This window comes from Acinetobacter sp. Leaf130 (assembly GCF_001423205.1).
GTDB classification, from domain to species: domain Bacteria; phylum Pseudomonadota; class Gammaproteobacteria; order Pseudomonadales; family Moraxellaceae; genus Acinetobacter; species Acinetobacter calcoaceticus.
The window spans coordinates 2,121,565-2,140,624 of the sequence record NZ_LMOE01000001.1; the positions used below are offsets into that span (position 1 = coordinate 2,121,565).

Here is a 19,060-nt window from a genome sequence, read left to right on the forward strand (position 1 = left end):
CCTTTAGATATCACTATATCCTAAGCTTTTTAAGGCACGCTCATCATCAGACCAGCCACCCTTCACTTTTACCCAAAGTGTGAGCATAATTTTTTGCTCAAACATCTTTTCCATGTCTTTTCGAGCATCCATACCGATTGTTTTAAGCTTGGCACCTTTTTCACCAATCACAATCGCTTTCTGGCCCGCACGATCTACAAAAATCGTTGCATCAATATAGGTACAAGCTGGTTTTAAACGACCAGTTTTTTCATTAACAGCAGCCTCTTCCGTTTTGAAAGATTCAATTTGTACTGTTAAATCATAAGGAAGCTCTTCACCTAACTGACGCATGATTTTTTCACGAATAATTTCGCTAGCTAAAAAGCGTTCAGAACGGTCAGTAATCTGATCAAATGAATACAAAGGCGCTTGATAAGGAAGATACTTCTCAATCGTTTCACTCAAGTGTTCCAGATTTGCTCCGCGTAATGCAGATACAGGAACAATCTCGGCAAAATTCATAAGCTTGGCACGCTCTTGAATTAAAGGAAGAATATCTCTTTTATCTTCAAAAGTATCAGCCTTATTAATCACCAAGATAACTGGCATTTCAGCATTCTTAAGTTTTTCAAGCACTAAGTCATCATTTGGGGTCCACTTATAAGCATCAATAACAAATAAGACCAAATTGACGTCACGTAATGCAGAATGAGCTGCGCGGTTCATCATTTTATTAATAGCGCGTACTTCTTTTTTATGCATACCTGGGGTATCTACATATACCGCCTGCATTTTTTCACGCGAATCAATACCAATAATTTTATGGCGTGTTGTTTGGGGTTTACGCGAAGTAATCGAGAGCTTTTGACCTAATAAATGGTTCATGAGGGTAGATTTACCCACATTTGGACGTCCTACAATCGCCACAAATCCGCTCTTAAAATCCGAAGGAATTGTTACGCCTTTGGAACTAAAAAATTGATCAATCAGATTATTAGGATCTTGGTTATCATTTGAATCTGGATTGATTTGATCAGAATGCATCGACATGCAGGTTATTGCTCCAATAACTTTAAAATTTCCGCCGCTGCTGCCTGCTCGGCAAAACGACGACTTGAACCCTCACCATAAATCTTTGATAACCCATCTATCAAACATTCAACTTTAAAGTGCTGGTGAGGTGCATCACCCTGAATATCTACAACCTCGTAAACAGGGAGAGGTTTTTTACGTGCTTGTAGATACTCTTGTAAACGTGATTTCGGGTCTTTAAGTTGATCCGTAGGTTCAATATGGTCTAAATAGGGTACATACCATTTTAGCACAATATCTGTAAGTAAGTTGAGATCACCACTATCAATATAAATTGCACCAATAATCGCTTCTACCGTGTCAGCCAATATTGACTCACGATGATGACCACCAGATTTCAATTCACCCGTACTTAATATTAAACACCGACTAAGTTGCAAATCGGTTGCAATCTTACCTAAAGCTTCCTGACGAACTAAAGTCGCTCGCATACGCGTTAGGCGACCTTCGTTTTCATTGGGATAGGCATGATATAGATAATTGGCAACAATCATGCCTAATAATGAATCGCCTAAAAACTCCAAGCGCTCGTAATTATATTTATGACTCACCGAACGATGAGTCAAAGCTAACTGTAACAACTCAAGCTGCTTGAATTGATATCCTATGCGACTCAATAAGCGAGGATCACTTAGTTTGAACTGATGTTTTATCAAAACTCTTCTCAAATGTTAAAACTAAATCAATATTTGATAAGAAAGGTTTTCTTACTTCATATTTCTTTTTGACTGTCAGACCAGACTCATTAAACACTTGCGCAATCTCTTTAAAATGAAGATCACGAATATTGTTCATTTCCAGTCGCTGATCCATTTGTGTCACAAACTTCCGTGGTGTGATCTCAGAAGAGCTTTCTCGCAAAAGCTCTTCTATTTGATTATTAATCAATCGATCATCCCAATATGCTGGCCAAACTGCAAGTACAGTTTTTACTGCAACTGCAAATATAACCACCCCAAATAAAATTGCTAAATACGAAGTACCTTGTTGTGCCTTACGCATTTCTTTTTTTCCTAATGGTTGTTTTTAATCTATTTTTCCATTTCGGCCAAAGTTAGGAAGATGTAAACCCGGTTCTTTATGCATCCACACATAGAATGCTCGCCCTGTTAAATTTTCTTCAGGAACGAAGCCCCAGAAACGACTGTCTGCACTTTGATCACGGTTATCTCCCATTGCAAAGTAATGTCCTTTTGGAACAGTCACTTCCCAATATAAACCGTCTTGGTTTGCATATTTACCATTTTCAACATAGTTGATAAACGGTGCTTGACGCGCCACATTTACGCCTTCAAGTTCACGCATCGTAAAGGTGTGCTCACCTACTGTCTCTTTATGATAAATAGACGTTGGGGTATCTAACACATCTTTTTCGCGACTAAACTGTGTTAATACTTTCGGTACTTTTTGTCCGTTAATAATCAATTGTCCATGATCATAAACAAGATGATCACCCGGCAAACCGATTACACGTTTAATATAGCTAATGGTAGGTTGAGGTGGATAACGGAATACAATCACATCACCACGCTTTGGTTCTCCTACATCAATAATTTTCTTATTGACGATAGGTAAACGCACACCATAATCAAATTTATTAACCAGAATAAAATCACCAGTTTCTAAAGTGGGTACCATAGAGTCTGATGGAATATTAAATGGTTCATAAAGAAATGAACGAAGTACAAGTACTACAGCTAAAACTGGCCAAAAGTCATAGGCCCATGTAATAACAAAATTTTCGTTCCCGCGCCCTTTATTTGCACGCTGTTTGAATACAAATTTATCTAACAACCACACTGCAAATAGAATCAGCGTAACTGGAACAAGAATTAAATTAAAATCAAAATCCACACGACCTCACTCGCAGCCTAGCTGCTTGTCTTAAAGTGGGGGAAAAGTAATATCTTACTTCTCCCCCCTCATTTCTTATCTTTCTACTTTCAATACAGCCAAGAACGCTTCTTGTGGAATTTCAACACTTCCCACTTGTTTCATACGTTTCTTACCTTCTTTTTGTTTAGAAAGTAGTTTTTTCTTACGTGAAACGTCACCACCATAACATTTCGCTAATACGTTTTTACGCATTGCTTTTACAGTAGAACGAGCAATAATTTGTGCACCGATAGCCGCTTGAATAGCAACGTCATACATTTGGCGAGGAATCAAATCTTTCATTTTCTCAACCAATGCAATACCACGATGACGCGCGTCATTACGGTGACAAATCATAGCCAAGGCATCAACCTTGTCACTATTAATTAATACATCAACCTTAACTAAAGCTGAACTTTCGAAACGAACAAAGTTATAGTCTAACGATGCAAAACCACGAGAGCATGATTTTAATTTATCAAAGAAATCCATAACGACTTCAGCCATCGGGATTTCAAAGGTAATAGAAACTTGATTACCCAAGAATTTCATATCTTTTTGAACACCACGGCGTTCAATACATAGGGTCATTACATTCCCTAAGTATTCTTGAGGAACAAGGATATGACACTCTGCAATCGGCTCACGCAAATCTTCTACAGTAGATCCGTCTGGCATTTTTGATGGGCTATCGATATAAATCGTTTCACCCTTCTTGGTTAATGCTTCATAAATTACGGTAGGTGCAGAACTGATGAGATCAAGGTCATACTCACGCTCTAAACGCTCTTGTACAATCTCCATGTGTAGCATTCCTAAGAAGCCACAACGGAAACCAAAACCTAATGCATCTGAGCTTTCTGGTTCAAAGAACAAAGCCGAGTCATTGATCTGCAATTTTTGTAACGCTTCACGGAATGGCTCAAAGTCACTCGCATCAATCGGGAAAAGACCAGCATAAACCTGTGGCTTAACCTTTTTAAAACCCGGTAAAATTGCAACATCAGGTGTAGCAGCAAGGGTAATAGTGTCACCTACTGGTGCACCAAAAATATCTTTAATACCCGCAATAACAAAACCTACTTCACCAGCTTCAAGAATATCTGTTTCAGTATGCTTAGGATTAAATACACCCACTGAAGTTACCGGATGAGTTTGTCCTGTCGATTTAACCAACATTTTGTCGCCCTTACGGATACGACCTTGTTTAATACGTACAAGAGAAACTACACCTAAGTAGTTATCAAACCATGAGTCGATAATTAATGCTTGCAATGGAGCATCACGATCGCCTTCAGGCGCTGGAATAACATCGACTAAACGTTCTAAAACACCTTCAACACCCAAACCTGTTTTTGCTGAACAAGTCGGTGCATCTGTCGCTTCAATCCCGATGATTTCTTCAATTTCATGAATTACACGTTCAGGTTCAGCCTGTGGTAAATCAATTTTATTTAAAATAGGAAGAACTTCGAGACCTTGTTCAATTGCGGTATAACAGTTTGCAACTGATTGTGCTTCTACACCTTGTGCAGCATCTACAACCAATAGCGCACCTTCACATGCGGCTAATGAACGAGAAACTTCATACGAGAAGTCTACGTGTCCAGGAGTATCAATAAAGTTAAGTTGATATTCTTGACCATTTGGATGAGTGTAATACAGCGTGACAGAAGCGGCTTTAATGGTAATCCCACGTTCACGCTCAAGCTCCATTGAGTCTAAGACTTGGGCTTGCATTTCACGATCTTGTAGACCACCACACATCTGAATAAAGCGGTCAGCCAATGTAGACTTACCATGGTCAATGTGAGCAATAATCGAGAAATTTCGTATATTTTTGATATCGACGGATTTTTTAGCTTGCGCCATGGGTTACCTTGAGAAAATATAGAGTGCTATGTAGCTTGTTTTAATACACAGCCAAAGCAGTTAAATTAATTGCGTGCGATTATAACAGATTGCAGATATGAAAAAGACATAAATTCTTCCTTTTAAAAAAGCTTTTTAAACTTCTCAACATAACAACCTATTTCTCTTTGAAGAGTATGTAAATCAGTACAGCTTTAGCTCAAACCTAAGCAGGCTTGCAGATAAATTATTGCCAGTATGATTAGCTGTCTTTCCAATCAATTTGAAACCAAGTTTGTGAACAACTTGCTGGGATCTAATGTTGGGCTCAAATATCTCAGCCCAAACATATTTTATTTTTCGTTGGAATAATCCCTCTTGTTTCAAAGAATGAATTAGCCCTGTAAGAGCTTCATGCACATATCCCGAACCCCATGCATGAGGATGAAGCTCATAACCAATGACTACCGCAAAATCATCACCAATCGGTTTGACAGCATTTACTCCACATGTTCCCAACATAGTTGCATCTTGTTTAAGACGAATAGCATGTCTAAAACCTAGCCGTTGGTCCCATTTTTTATGCATTTTTTCAATTAGAGCCTGAGCTTCTTCTAATGCAGTAAAGGCTTTTAAATCATAAAATTCGAGTACGCTTGAATTTGAAAATAATTCAAAGACAAAATCTTTATCATCATCTGTAAGATCACTTAAAACCAATCGATCGGTTTCTATGGAAAATGAATACTCCAAATTTCAGCCTCTCTTTTTTACTAGCTAACATATGAAACAGTAAAATCATAAGGATTTATGCTTGAATTAAGCGGTTTGTATGCATGGGTAAAAGTTGGAGACATTCGTTTTGGGCGCCCTGTGGCAATTTCAATACATGCCCATTTTGTATTTCCAACAAATAATACGGCCTGATCTGATGGACGGAAAAATACATACTGGCGGAAAGAATAAAGAGCGTTGATATCATCTAGCCATGTGCGTAATACAATTTGTTCGCCTTCAAATGCAGCTTTACGATATTGCACATGATGCTCAACTGCGACCATTGCATGTTTTAACTCGAGGTATTTAGTGACCCCTACTCCTAACGTTTCAACATGAGCAGCAGCTACATCCTGCATCCACTGTACATACATCACATTGTTCACATGTCCTAACGCATCAATATGATGTGGCTGTACCTGAATATGTAAATCAAAAATACTACTCACGAATGTTCACTCTTATTTATTAACTTTTAAACTGAAATAAGTGTAGGTAGATATCACTATACGCTCAAGATAAATAACAAAAAACCACCCATGTTTAGGGTGGCTCATTGTTTCATTTTAAGTTTACTGGATACGTAAACCAAGCATTGCGCGTTGTCCCTGACGAATAATTGCAACACGTGCTACCGTATTTTTTTGCAAGTTAGAAACAACTTTTGCAAAATCCTGACTATTTAAAATCTGGTTATTGTTGACTTGAACAATCACATCACCCGGAATGATATTTGACAATGATGCCAAACCGCCACGGCGAACATCTTGTACATAGATCCCACCTTTTACACTTAAAGCACTTTTTTCTGGTTCAGCCAAATCACGAATACTCATTCCTAGAACTGGACCTTTAGATACCGCAGTTTGTGCACCTGTGGCAGGCGTTTCATCAGGAGCAGTTGTTAAAGTTGCTGAAATATTACGGGTTTTATCATCACGTAATACTTCAAACTGAATAGTTTGATTCGGCTGTACTTTGTTTAATGCATACAGTAATTCACTGGTACGCGATACTGGATTGCCGTTATATTTCAAAATCACATCTCCAGCTCTCAGTCCTGCTTTTTGTGCAGGCGAGTTCGGAGAAATTTGAGTAATTAAAGCACCTTCAGGTTTTGGTAACTTGTAAGCATCGGCAAGGTTTCGGTCAATGTCTTGCATCATCACACCAAGATAAGAGCGTGTTACCTTACCTTTAGTTTTAAGCTGTTCGGCAACATCCATCGCTACGTCAATCGGGATAGAGAAAGACAAGCCCATATAGCCGCCAGTACCACTAAAGATGCGAGAGTTTACTCCGACCACTTCACCATTTTGGTTAAACAATGGACCACCAGAGTTACCTGGGTTTAACGCAACATCAGTTTGAATAAACGGTATCGAGGTTTCACCACTCATATTTCGTGATTTAGCGCTAACAATACCTGCCGAAGCTGAATAGTCAAAACCAAACGGCGAACCAATTGCTAAAACTGGCTCTCCCACTCGTAAGCGATCAACATTCCCCACTTTTAAAGCTGGATAGCTATTTCCAGTTACCTTTAACAATGCAACGTCTGTACGCTCGTCACTACCGACCACTGTTGCATCAATTTCACGACGATCATTTAAAGTGATACTAATGCGTGAGGCATTTTCGATCACATGGTGGTTAGTAAGTAGGTAACCATCTTTACTAATAAAAAATGCACTACCGTATGCAGTTTTTTCTTGTGGACCTTGTTGCTGTGGAATGATGACCTGATTACCAAAAAAACGTTTTAAAATTTCAGGAACTTGCTGCTGCAACAATTCATCCTGAGTCATTTTTTTTACGACGTTTACACTCACCACGGCTGGACTAACTTGTTCAACGAGGTTTGAAAAATCAACAGTAGCATTTGCCTGAACAGCAGCAACTGTAAATACCGCTGCATACATTCCTTGTTGTAAATAGCGAGTTTTCATTTGGTGCTCACCCACAATTGGTCTACGAGAATAAGAATAAAACTGTTGTATCACAACGCTTTGGAGTTGTACGTAACAATATGTTTATTTGTAAGGCATCATCACAATGATTATTTTACGCATTGCAACTTTTTAAGCCAATTGCAATTTTTCTCTGAGTTAGAGCGCTTAAGCTCTTGCCTTTTTAGATAAAAAGGGGTGTCATTAGCGGACGTTTTAGATTGTTGCGAATGGACATGCCTAATTTACAGACAATTCACCACTTTGACGTGATTATTGTGGGCAGCGGCGGCGCTGGTTTAAGTCTGGCTTTATCGTTACCAAATCATTTTAATATTGCAGTTTTAGCCAAAGCTGCTTTAACCGAAGCAAGTACCTTCTACGCTCAAGGTGGTGTTGCTGCTGTTCTTGATGAGACTGACTCTATTCAACAGCATATTAATGACACTATGATTGCAGGCGCCCATTTATGTGAAATGGATGCAGTTCAGCATACCGTAGAAGGTGGTCGCCCTTCTGTAGATTTTCTTTTAAAGCAAGGCGTGCAATTTACCTTAGATGAAGACGAACAACTTCATTTAACCCGCGAAGGTGGTCATTCACAGCGCCGTATTATCCATTCTGCTGATGCAACAGGCAAAGCCATTTCAACCACCTTAGTTGAACGTGCCAAAGAACGTAAAAATATTACTATTTTTGAAAACTATATTGCGATTGATTTAATTACTTCACAAAAATTAGGCCATGTTGACCAAGCGAATCGCGCTATTGGTTTATATGCATTAGATGAAAATACAGAAAAGGTCCATACCTTCCTTGCACCATTTACCGCGCTTGCTTGCGGCGGTGCGATGAAAGCTTACCTCTACACATCTAATCCAGATATTGCCACAGGTGATGGCATTGCCATGGCTTACCGTGCAGGTTGCCGTGTAGCCAACATGGAATTTAATCAGTTCCATCCAACCTGCCTGTACCATCCACAAGCACGTTCTTTTTTAATTACTGAAGCGATGCGCGGTGAAGGTGCTTACTTACGCTTGCCTGATGGTGAACGTTTCATGCTGCGTTTTGACGATCGTGCAGAACTGGCTCCACGCGATATTGTGGCACGTACCATTGACCATGAAATCAAACGCCTCGGTATTCGCCATGTGTGGTTAGACATCACGCACAAATCACCAGAGTTTATTAAAGAACACTTCCCTACACTTTACGCGCGATTGCTTGAATTGGGCATCGACATTACCAAAGACATGATTCCAGTGGTGCCGGCAGCTCATTACACCTGTGGTGGTGTTGTGGTGGACTCAAATAGCCAGACCGATATTGAAGGTCTATATGCGATTGGTGAAACGTCTTATACCGGTTTACATGGCGCAAATCGTATGGCGAGTAACTCATTACTTGAATGCTTCGTCTATGGCATGAGTGCAGCAAAAGACATCGAAAATAAATTTGATAAAGATTTAAAACTACCAGAAGTGCCAAGTTGGGATGATTCTCAAGTCACCAATCCAGATGAAGATGTGGTGATTTTACAAAACTGGGATGAGTTACGTTCTACCATGTGGAACTACGTTGGTATTGTAAGAACCACGAAACGTTTAGAACGTGCTTTACACCGTATTGAAATGTTAAAGCGTGAAATTACCGAATACTATCAAGACTATCGTGTGAGCAAGAACCTGATTGAACTGCGTAACCTTGTTTTAGTATCTGAGATGATTGTGCGTTGTGCGATGCAACGTAAAGAATCACGTGGTCTACATTACACACTCGATTATCCTGAAACTTCGAGTGAGATTCGTAAAACCGTTTTAACTCCTCCAAATTTTGCAGTAGAACAGCCATTGGTTAATACAGAGCTGTAATTTCTTATAAACCAAATAAAAAGCACAGTTCAGACTGTGCTTTTTATTTGGTTTGATATTTATGATTTAGGTGGAATTGAATAAGTCGCGGTCACATGTGCAACGGGTTCATCCAACCCTACTGAATAAATCCAAACCTCACCCACCACCAAGCTCTTTCCTACTTTCATGAGCTTACACTCACTGCGTAAGTCTTGATCACCCGCAGGTTTGCGTAAAAAATTAATATTAAAGTTGGTGGTCACAGCTAAACCGATAATTCCGATTTCACCTAAGATAGCAATATATAAAGCAAAATCTGCTAAGGTCATCATGGTTGGGCCAGATATGGTGCCACCGGGACGTTGATGTCTTTGATCGACATGATAATAAACAACTGCGGCTTTGGGCGTGACTGATTCAATCGTGCAATGTTCAAGACTTGGTGGAAATTCCTTTTCAAGAAATGCCACGATTTCTTCTTTTGAGCTTTTCATCCTTGTTATTCTTCAATCTATAAATCATATGTAAGATAGCATAAGAAAATGAAGAATATTTTCTATGACGATTCAAACCAGAATTGTCGTCATTTTTAACCACTCTCATAAAAATAAGAGTGGCTCATCCAATTGCTTATCCCAAATATTGCAAAGCTTGCTCAAACACCTGATCAGGACTTTGGGTTGCATCTATTCGCTTAATACGCTCCGGTTCAGCTTTCCACAAAGTTTCATAACCTTCACGAACTTTAGCAAAAAAGCTTAACTTTTCTTGTTCAAAACGGTCTAAAGCTCCACGTTCACGCGCACGATCCATCCCGAGTTCAATCGGTGCATCTAACCAGAAAGTCACTTCTGGCATGCGTGAAACAAAGTTCTGATTTAAAAGCTGTAATTTATCTTGGCTTAAACCACGACCAGAACATTGATAAGCAAAACTTGCATCGGTAAAACGATCGCTTAATACAATTTTATTAGACTCTAGAGCGGGCAAAATGACCTGTTGTAAATGTTGAGCACGTGCCGCATAAATGAGTAGTAACTCGGTATCATGGCTCATATTTTCGTCATGATTTACCGCCAAAAGCATCGAACGAATTTGTTCAGCTAGCGGAGTACCACCTGGCTCTCGGGTTAAAACAACTTGTTTGCCTTGCTCTTCAAAATACTGATGAATTTTTCGAATAAGCGTAGTTTTACCTACACCTTCCGTGCCTTCAAAGCTAATAAACATCTCTTTTCCTTATTTCTTAGATCTCAACACGGATAAATAGTCTTGCACCGCTTGATTATGCGCTTGCAAGCTTGCCGTAAATTTATGTCCACCATTACCAGTTGCTACAAAATAGATATTGTTTGAATCATCTGGATGCAACGCAGCTTCAATTGCTTTTTGGCTTGGTAATGCAATTGGCGTTGGTGGTAAGCCATTAATAGTATAGGTATTATATGCTGTTGGGGTACGCAGGTCTTCTCGGGTAATGTTTCCCTTATAGTTATTACCCATACCGTAAATAACAGTTGGATCCGTTTGTAAACGCATACCAATTTTTAAACGGCGGACAAAAACCCCAGAAACTTGTGTAAGTTCACTATCTAGACTTGTTTCTTTTTCAACAATAGAAGCCATAATTAATGCTTCATATTTGTCTTTGTAAGGTAAATTCGGCGCACGATTTGCCCAAGCTGCATCTAAAGCTTTGATTTGACGATGATATAAATCGGTAAGAATTTTCTTGTCAGTCTCACCTTTTGCAAAGAAATACGTATTAGGTGCAAACAAACCTTCAGGGTGTCCATAAGGAATGCCAAGCGCCTTCATAAGCTGATCATCGGGTAAATCTAATATTGTATTTTTTACGTTTTTATCATTTTTGAGTGCAGTGATAAGCTGTTTAAAAGTTGTACCCTCAATGACCAAAACACGGTTCATCTGAGCATTATCTGCATCAGATAACATCTCTAATACTTCTCTTACACTCATTCCCTGTTCAATTTCATACACACCAGCTTTCATGCTGTCATGAATCATAAATTTCTGATAAAGCTTTAATACCACTGGAAAGCTAATTTTGCCTTCTTTCGCCAACCGATCAATAAAACCAGAATAGGTTTCACCCGATGTAATGGATAACATCTGTTTTTTGCCTTCAATCGGATAAGCTTTAAATAGACTCGACCATAAAATGGCACAAGTAGAAATTAAAACAATAAACAGGCCAATTAGAACCAATCGCTTAGAAAATTTTGGAGCTTGTTTTTTGTTATTTTTCTTGGCGTTTTTTGCTTTCGCATTCACAGGTGGCTTCGGCATATTAATGAATCTGATTTAAGTTAAGGAGATGAAATAAATCTATGCATGCCTGTGTTTCTAACGTTTTCGCTCCTAAATGAGTGACCACTCGCATAGGATGTAAAGCATTACAAAAGAATAGACTTTGTATTTCAGATACTTCATCTAGCTCAATTATACGTACTTCACAGGCAATTCCATGGTGCTGCATACGCGCTAAAATTTCCGCCCGCATTACACCGTGGACGCCATTATAGCGAAGTTCGGGAGTAATCCATCTATCATTTAAACGAATAAAACAATTACTACTGACTCCTTCAACAATATAACCTTGTACATCAGTAACTAATGCTTCAGCCCACCCTAGTTGATCTGCTTCTTTTTTTAGCAATACTTGTTCAAGACGGTTTAAAGATTTAAGCCCAACTAAGCTCGGCATGGTTAAACCTAAAGCCTGATTTAAAACACCGCACTGAATAAAGTCTGGCTGAAATGGCTCTAAAGCTTTCGGATAAAACCAGATATAAATATCAGCATTATGTTTTGGCAAACTATAACCACGGTCACCTATCCCACGACTAATCACAATTTTTAAAGTGCCATTGAGCACAAGATGCTGTTTTTGTAGTTGCTGCAAACTCTGTTCTATTAATTCAAAATCTGCAGTTAAAAACAGTTTTTGACATGCAAGTTTTAGGCGTTCCCAATGTCTTTCTTTAAGCTCTATCTGGTTTTGAAAAACACGAATTGTGGTGAAGCACCCATCTCCATAATGAAATGCTCGATCCAGTAAAGGAATGGTTTCAACAGGTTGACCATTTTTAAAACACCACATGTTTAATCCACCCTTTGCTTAAAACGATCCAACAATACAACACCTTTCATTTAAATAATAAATGACTGATTTTAAAAAATTATACCGATTTCGTATCTACTTTTGAAACTTGTTGTATATCAAGATTTAAGAATAACTTATCTGTTTTTACTATTTCTATTTTTTTCATATTAAATTCGTTTTTTATTATTTTTTTAGAATAAAGACTAGCGCTATTCTGCGTTCATGTTTTGAACATTTCATATTTTTTGAGGGATTATCTCATGCGTTTTTCTCAGTTAAAAGTCGGGGTTATTGCTGCACTTCTTTCAGTTTCATCATTTGCAGCTCAAGAATTTTTAAACGTCTCTTACGACCCTACTCGTGAGTTATATACAGATTTCAATAAACAGTTCGGTACTTACTGGAAACAACGTACTGGTCAAGATATTGAGTTTAAACAATCACACGGTGGTTCTGGTAAACAGGCACGTGCTGTTATCGATGGCTTAAATGCAGATGTAGTGACATTAGCACTTGCAGCAGATATCGATGAAATTGCTGAAAAAGCAAAATTACTTCCAATTGACTGGCAGAAAAAGTTACCGCAGAACTCTACCCCATACACCTCAACAATTGTGTTTTTAGTACGTAAGGGTAACCCTAAACAAATTAAAGACTGGGGTGATTTAATCAAACCGGGCGTAGAAATTATTACACCAAACCCGAAAACCTCTGGTGGCGCTCGTTGGAATTATCTTGCAGCTTGGGCTTGGGCAAAACATCAACCAGGTGGTAATGATGCAAAAGCACAAGAATATGTTCGTCAAATTTATAAACATACTAAAGTCCTAGATTCGGGTGCTCGTGGCGCAACCACGACTTTTGCTGAACGTGGCATTGGTGACGTCTTACTTGCTTGGGAAAATGAAGCACATTTAGCGCTTCGCGAACAGCCGGGCAAATTTGAAATTATTACCCCTTCTCTTTCGATCCTAGCTGAGCCTCCAGTTGCAATTGTTGAAAAGAATGCGACTAAAAAAGGCAACCTCACGATTGCAAAAGGTTACCTCAACTACTTGTATTCACCAGCTGGCCAAGAAATTGCAGCACGTAACTTCTACCGTCCACGTAATGCAGCCGTTCTTAAGAAATACAGCAATGTATTTAAGCCATTGAAGCTTGTAACCATCGACAAAGAATTTGGTGGTTGGACGAAGGTACAAAAACAACACTTTGATAATGGTGGTGTTTTCGATCAAATCGTGAAAATCAATAGTACAGAGAAGTAATTCTTTGTACTAAAGATAAGGAGAACAGACATGATTCACACTGTAATTGTTCCGGGTGTAGGTGGAAGTGAACATCAGCATTGGCAATCTTGGTTGCAGCGTCAACTCGTGTCTAGTTCTCGTGTTGAGCAAAAAAACTGGGATAGACCAGTATTAAGTGAATGGGTTGAACAATTCGTTAAAACAGTTCAAGTAGCGCAAGCTCCTGTACAAATTGTTGCGCATAGTTTCGGTTGCTTAACGAGTGTTGCTGCTTTGGCTGAATATCCAGAGTTAAAGAGCCAAGTTAAGAAACTTATTTTGGTTGCTCCAGCAAATCCAGCACGCTTTGGGGAAGCTGGTTTTGCCCGCCATAGTTTGACCGACTACAAAGCATATTTTCATCAGTTAAAAATTGATGTCCCAACATCTCTGCTCATTAGTGAAAATGATCCATGGCTCGGCTTTTTTGATGCTTTACAACTTGCTAAGTCGTGGAAATTAAATCCAGTTAATCTTGGTGAAGTCGGTCATATTAATGTTGCTTCAGGTTTTGGACCATTTCCAGATTTGCTGAATTATCTGATTCCAGAAGATTCGATGTGTAGTCACTCATCTATCGACCCGGTAAAAACTCATTTCTCTTTGAAATTTGCTTAATACCCATCTTTATATCGCACCGTTTATCTTTATTTATTCGCTTACTGGTTTCAGCAGGCTTTTCTCTTTGAGGAAATATCATGTCGCAGCGATCCCGAGTGCTGCCTGGGTTTGGTCTATCTTTGGGCTTCACCCTCGCCTATGTGTCTTTTATTGTGCTTATTCCATTAGCCGCAGTCTTTATCAAATCATTTGGAATTGGATGGGACGGATTATGGGAAATTTTAACGTCTGAACGTATTTTAAAATCGCTTCAACTCAGTTTTAGTTCAGCTTTAATAGCAGCATTTATTAATGTTGTATTTGGCTTACTTCTGGCTTGGTGCCTTGTACGTTACAACTTCCCAGGGAAACGTCTGGTTGATGCATTAGTCGATCTACCTTTTGCTCTTCCAACTGCAGTTGCAGGTATTGCACTGACTTCGCTCTATGCACCTACTGGCTGGATTGGTCAATATCTCGAACCTCTAGGCATTCAGGTCGCATATAGCCCAATCGGTATTACGTTGGCATTGGTCTTCATCGGTATTCCATTCATTGTAAGAACAGTTCAACCAGTACTCAGTGATATCGAAACTGAGCTTGAAGAAGCAGCTTCAGCACTTGGCGCAAATCGCTGGCAGACAATTACTAAAATTATTTTACCAATATTACTACCAGCTTTGTTCACAGGTTTTGCTTTAGCATTTGCCCGCGGTGTGGGTGAATATGGTTCAGTTATTTTTATTGCGGGTAACCAGCCGTTTAAAACAGAAATTGCTCCACTCATGATCATTTCACGTCTTGAAGAATATGATTATGCAGGCGCAACAACGATTGCTGCGGTCATGTTAGTTCTCTCTTTCATCATTTTATTTGCCATTAATTTACTTCAAGCGTGGGCAAACCGTCGTACAGGGAGAAATGTCACATGAACCTACAAACTGACAGCAATGCGCTTGCGCTTAAATTGCAATCACGAGATGCGACACGTGAACCAACTTGGGTACGTTACACACTCATTACCGTGGCTCTGATTTTTTTCTTAAGCTGCTTGATGTTGCCACTCATTCTGGTTTTTGTAGAAGCATTTAAACAAGGACTTGAAGTCTATGTTCAAGCGTTGATTGATCCAGACACGCTATCGGCAGTGAAATTAACCTTATTAACCGCAGCAATTGCTGTACCAATTAACGTGATATTTGGTGTTGCCGCTGCATGGGCTGTCTCTAAATTCCAGTTTAGAGGCAAGGCAATTTTAACGACTATCATCGATATGCCCTTTTCGGTTTCACCCGTTATTGCCGGTTTAATGATTGTATTGATTTTTGGCGCGCAAGGCTGGTTTGGCGGATGGTTAATGGAACATGACATCAAAGTTTTATATGCCGTACCCGCAATTGTTTTAGCAACCATCTTTATTACAGTTCCATTTGTTGCACGTGAGTTAATTCCACTCATGGAAGCTCAAGGGACTGAAGAGGAAGAAGCAGCGATTGTACTCGGGGCATCAGGATGGCAAACCTTTTGGAAGGTCACTCTACCAAACATTAAATGGGGTTTAATTTACGGCGTGATTCTATGTAATGCCCGCGCAATGGGTGAGTTCGGCGCAGTATCTGTAGTTTCTGGCCACATCCGTGGTGAAACCAATACCCTGCCACTTCATGTCGAAATTTTATATAACGAGTACACCTTTAGCGCAGCGTTTGCCGTGTCCTCATTACTTGCTTTCTTAGCCCTCTTAACACTGGTATTGAAAACGTGGTTAGAACTACATCAAGATAAACCAGAACCACATTCAACTGATTCGTAAGGAATGAAATCATGAGTATTCAAGTTAAAAATATTGAAAAACACTTTGGTGCATTCCATGCGCTTAAAAATATTTCCCTAGATTTTCCTGAAGGTGAACTGGTTGCCCTACTCGGGCCATCAGGCTGTGGTAAAACAACCCTACTTCGTATTATTGCGGGTCTAGAATCAGCTGATGGTGGTCAAGTGTTACTTGAAGGCGAAGATGCAACCAATGTACATGTGCGTGAGCGTCAGGTCGGTTTTGTATTTCAGCACTATGCTTTATTCCGTCACATGACTGTATTTGACAATATTGCCTTTGGTTTACGTGTTCGTCCACGTGCAACACGCCCTTCAGAAGCTGAAATTAAAAAACGTGTTACTCGTTTACTTGATCTAGTTCAACTTGGATTTTTGGCAGACCGCTACCCTGCTCAGCTTTCGGGCGGACAACGTCAACGTATTGCTTTAGCCCGTGCCTTGGCAGTAGAGCCACGAGTATTATTACTTGATGAACCTTTTGGTGCGCTAGATGCCAAAGTCCGTAAGGAATTACGCCGCTGGTTACGCAACTTACATGATGAGTTGCATATTACTTCAATTTTCGTGACCCACGATCAGGAAGAAGCACTTGAAGTTGCCGATCAGATTATTGTAATGAATAAAGGTAATGTAGAGCAGATCGGTTCGCCTCGTGAAGTTTATGAAAAACCATCAACACCATTTGTATTTGATTTCTTAGGTCAGGCAAATCGTTTTGAAGGTGAAAACACAGGCGGTATTATCCGTATTGGCAATGACCGTATTCAATTACCAACGTTAGTTGAGGCGCCTCAAGGAAAAGTGATTGCTTTTGCGCGTCCAGATGAGTTACATATTCACTCGCAACCTCAGGCGAATACTATTGAAGCGACTTTTGTACGTGAAATCTGGATTGCTGGAAAAGTTGTGGCGGAATTACAAGACCGTAATGGACGTTTAATTGAGATTGCTCTAAGCAATGAAGCTGCAAAATTACATGCGTTTAAACCGAATCAAACCGTTTGGGTAAGTGCATCTCAACTGCACTTATTTGCAGATCAAGTTGCTTAAGAAATATATTTGGTAAGGAAAAGTGTGAATGAACTTTCAACAATTAAGAATTATCCGAGAAACTGTACGCCAAAACTTTAACTTAACCGAAGCATCGGCTGCACTCTACACGTCTCAATCGGGCGTAAGTAAACATATTAAAGATTTAGAAGATGAGCTAGGTGTACAACTTTTTATACGAAAAGGTAAACGTCTTTTAGGTTTAACCGAACCAGGACAATCTCTTCTTGGCATCGTTGAACGCATGTTAGTTGATGCTGAAAATATTAAACGTCTTGCAGAAGACTTTAATAAAGTCGATGAAGGAACATTAACGATCGCGACAACACATACTCAGGCACGTTATGTACTTCCCCCGATCGTCAATGAATTTAAGAAGTTATTTCCTAAAGTTCATTTGATTTTACAACAAGCCAGCCCTGTTGAAATTTCAGAAATGCTCTTACAAGGTGAGGCCGATATTGGAATTGCTACAGAGTCTTTAACGACTGAAGAAAACCTAGCGAGTATCCCTTACTATCAATGGCAACACAGTATTATCACGCCGCAAAATCACCCTTTAGTGAAGGCGGACAAGATTACGCTTGAACTTTTAGCGGACTATCCACTTATTACTTATCATGGCGGTTTTACAGGTCGATCTAAAATTGACAAAGCCTTTGAAGAAGCTCACCTCGATGCAGATATCGTGATGTCAGCTCTTGATGCGGATGTTATCAAGACTTATGTCGAATTGGGCATGGGAGTCGGAATTGTTAATGCCGTAGCTTACGACACAGAGCGTGATCATCGTTTAAAACAAACTAAAACCGATATTTTTGGTGTCAATACGACATGGATTGCGGTTCGTAAAGGTCATCTACTACGCGGTTATGGTTACGAGTTTATTTCTTTATGCTCACCTGATGCCGATATTAAAGCCCTTAAGAAAATTGCTTATCCAGATGAATAAAAATTAAGAACAAAATAAAAGAGCTTTTTAGCTCTTTTATTTTTATTAAATAGAAAAAAACGAGCCGCAGCTCGTTTTTTTTCTATTTATTACCAGAAGAAGTTCACACCAACTTTACCAACTGGTAACCATTGGTATTTATCATCATTCGCGATTTTATTTTCTTCTGCACGTAAGTCTTTATCAAAGTCAGCACCGTTAACATTAACAAATGTACCATTTGATTTAAGATCTACACTTGGGTTACCTGTGTAATATGCACCAACCTCACCAAATACACCCCAGTTCTTATTGATCTTAGGTGCAAAACCCAAACCTACATAAGGGGCAATATCATTTTTATAACTTAATTTACCATCAACTGAACCATTAAAGTTATAATTATTACCATTTACTTTAATAGTACCATCTGATGAACGTTTAGTTAAATCATAATCGTTATCTAAATACGCAGCACCCGCAGCTACATATAAGCCCTGAGCCCAACGGTTAGTACTGGCACCCCAAGGACGAATTTCAGCATTTAAATAAACGTTGTTATTATCCATATCAACGTCATATTTCGTACCATTTACAGATACGTCATCACGCCAAGAAATGTCACCACCGTTATAACCAAGTGCCAAACCTACATATGGGTTTGCTTGCCACAATAAAGCACCACCGTAACCAGTTGTACCTACCTCAGCACGCGCCCCCACAGGAATTAATTGGTTTTTGTCAAATGCGTAGCTGTCATGAACAACAGCTTCATCTGCCATTGCTGCTCCAGCAGCGAATAAAGCAGTAGTTGTTACTAATACACGTAATACTTTCATGGTTTT

At 39.3% G+C, this 19,060-nt stretch carries 20 protein-coding genes; 7 read left to right on the forward strand and 13 right to left on the reverse strand.

All coding sequences use genetic code 11. The features are described from left to right. Positions 1-3: 3 nt before the first annotated feature. The 8 genes from era to ASF86_RS09615 form a co-directional block, all read right to left on the reverse strand. Positions 4-1,026: a GTPase Era gene (era, locus tag ASF86_RS09580; RefSeq protein WP_080028321.1), complete on the reverse strand. Its 1,023-nt coding sequence runs from the start codon at positions 1,024-1,026 to the stop codon at positions 4-6. Between the two features lie 11 nt (positions 1,027-1,037). Continuing rightward, positions 1,038-1,730 (reverse strand): ribonuclease III, encoded by a 693-nt coding sequence (gene rnc / locus ASF86_RS09585; protein ID WP_004643662.1) that lies wholly within the window; start codon positions 1,728-1,730, stop codon positions 1,038-1,040. Continuing rightward, entirely contained in the window at positions 1,702-2,076 is a 375-nt protein-coding gene (locus ASF86_RS09590; RefSeq protein ID WP_056481431.1) for a DUF4845 domain-containing protein, read from the reverse strand. The genes rnc and ASF86_RS09590 overlap by 29 nt, the downstream gene beginning before the upstream one ends. 24 nt (positions 2,077-2,100) lie before the next feature. Further along, a complete protein-coding gene (gene lepB, locus ASF86_RS09595; RefSeq protein WP_056481432.1) occupies positions 2,101-2,928 on the reverse strand; it encodes a signal peptidase I in 828 nt (275 codons plus the stop codon). A gap of 75 nt (positions 2,929-3,003) precedes the next feature. Next, entirely contained in the window at positions 3,004-4,821 is a 1,818-nt protein-coding gene (gene lepA / locus ASF86_RS09600; RefSeq protein WP_003650302.1) for a translation elongation factor 4, read from the reverse strand. A gap of 183 nt (positions 4,822-5,004) precedes the next feature. Further along, on the reverse strand, positions 5,005-5,553 hold the full coding sequence (locus ASF86_RS09605; protein ID WP_056481433.1) for a GNAT family N-acetyltransferase: 549 nt from the start codon (positions 5,551-5,553) through the stop codon (positions 5,005-5,007). 20 nt (positions 5,554-5,573) lie between these two features. After that, entirely contained in the window at positions 5,574-6,026 is a 453-nt protein-coding gene (locus ASF86_RS09610) for an acyl-CoA thioesterase (RefSeq protein ID WP_056481435.1), read from the reverse strand. Positions 6,027-6,149: 123 nt separating this feature from the next. After that, the gene (locus ASF86_RS09615; protein ID WP_056481436.1) at positions 6,150-7,526 is read right to left on the reverse strand and encodes a Do family serine endopeptidase; all 1,377 of its coding nucleotides are present in this window, start codon (positions 7,524-7,526) and stop codon (positions 6,150-6,152) included. A gap of 230 nt (positions 7,527-7,756) precedes the next feature. Here ASF86_RS09615 and nadB point away from each other — a divergent pair, with 230 nt between their 5' ends. Beyond that, the gene (nadB, locus tag ASF86_RS09620; protein ID WP_056481442.1) at positions 7,757-9,400 is read left to right on the forward strand and encodes an L-aspartate oxidase; all 1,644 of its coding nucleotides are present in this window, start codon (positions 7,757-7,759) and stop codon (positions 9,398-9,400) included. A 59-nt stretch (positions 9,401-9,459) separates the two neighbouring features. Here nadB and ASF86_RS09625 read toward each other — a convergent pair whose 3' ends face one another. From ASF86_RS09625 to pabC, 4 genes are all read right to left on the reverse strand, one after another. Beyond that, positions 9,460-9,876, reverse strand: a complete 417-nt coding sequence (locus ASF86_RS09625) for a PaaI family thioesterase (protein WP_003650294.1) — start codon at positions 9,874-9,876, stop codon at positions 9,460-9,462. A gap of 136 nt (positions 9,877-10,012) precedes the next feature. Continuing rightward, positions 10,013-10,612: a dTMP kinase gene (gene tmk, locus ASF86_RS09630; protein WP_056481445.1), complete on the reverse strand. Its 600-nt coding sequence runs from the start codon at positions 10,610-10,612 to the stop codon at positions 10,013-10,015. 9 nt (positions 10,613-10,621) lie between these two features. Beyond that, positions 10,622-11,692 (reverse strand): endolytic transglycosylase MltG, encoded by a 1,071-nt coding sequence (gene mltG / locus ASF86_RS09635; protein ID WP_056481448.1) that lies wholly within the window; start codon positions 11,690-11,692, stop codon positions 10,622-10,624. Position 11,693: 1 nt separating this feature from the next. Beyond that, the gene (pabC, locus tag ASF86_RS09640) at positions 11,694-12,506 is read right to left on the reverse strand and encodes an aminodeoxychorismate lyase (RefSeq protein WP_056481451.1); all 813 of its coding nucleotides are present in this window, start codon (positions 12,504-12,506) and stop codon (positions 11,694-11,696) included. Positions 12,507-12,769: 263 nt separating this feature from the next. Between pabC and ASF86_RS09645 the strand changes: the two genes are divergently transcribed. From ASF86_RS09645 to ASF86_RS09670, 6 genes are all read left to right on the forward strand, one after another. Next, on the forward strand, positions 12,770-13,777 hold the full coding sequence (locus ASF86_RS09645; protein ID WP_005038882.1) for a sulfate ABC transporter substrate-binding protein: 1,008 nt from the start codon (positions 12,770-12,772) through the stop codon (positions 13,775-13,777). 30 nt (positions 13,778-13,807) lie between these two features. Further along, complete coding sequence (locus ASF86_RS09650; protein WP_056481452.1) at positions 13,808-14,416, forward strand: alpha/beta hydrolase; 609 nt, start codon at positions 13,808-13,810, stop codon at positions 14,414-14,416. An 80-nt stretch (positions 14,417-14,496) separates the two neighbouring features. After that, complete coding sequence (cysT, locus tag ASF86_RS09655) at positions 14,497-15,330, forward strand: sulfate ABC transporter permease subunit CysT (RefSeq protein ID WP_003650283.1); 834 nt, start codon at positions 14,497-14,499, stop codon at positions 15,328-15,330. Further along, positions 15,327-16,211, forward strand: a complete 885-nt coding sequence (gene cysW, locus ASF86_RS09660) for a sulfate ABC transporter permease subunit CysW (protein ID WP_056481453.1) — start codon at positions 15,327-15,329, stop codon at positions 16,209-16,211. The genes cysT and cysW overlap by 4 nt, the downstream gene beginning before the upstream one ends. 11 nt (positions 16,212-16,222) lie before the next feature. Beyond that, positions 16,223-17,284, forward strand: coding sequence for a sulfate/molybdate ABC transporter ATP-binding protein (locus tag ASF86_RS09665; RefSeq protein WP_003650279.1), 1,062 nt, complete (start codon positions 16,223-16,225; stop codon positions 17,282-17,284). A gap of 28 nt (positions 17,285-17,312) precedes the next feature. Continuing rightward, positions 17,313-18,236, forward strand: coding sequence for a CysB family HTH-type transcriptional regulator (locus tag ASF86_RS09670; RefSeq protein ID WP_045429572.1), 924 nt, complete (start codon positions 17,313-17,315; stop codon positions 18,234-18,236). An 89-nt stretch (positions 18,237-18,325) separates the two neighbouring features. Here the strand turns inward: ASF86_RS09670 and carO are convergent, their stop codons facing one another. Then, positions 18,326-19,054 (reverse strand): ornithine uptake porin CarO type 4, encoded by a 729-nt coding sequence (carO, locus tag ASF86_RS09675; RefSeq protein WP_056481460.1) that lies wholly within the window; start codon positions 19,052-19,054, stop codon positions 18,326-18,328. Positions 19,055-19,060 lie beyond the last annotated feature (6 nt).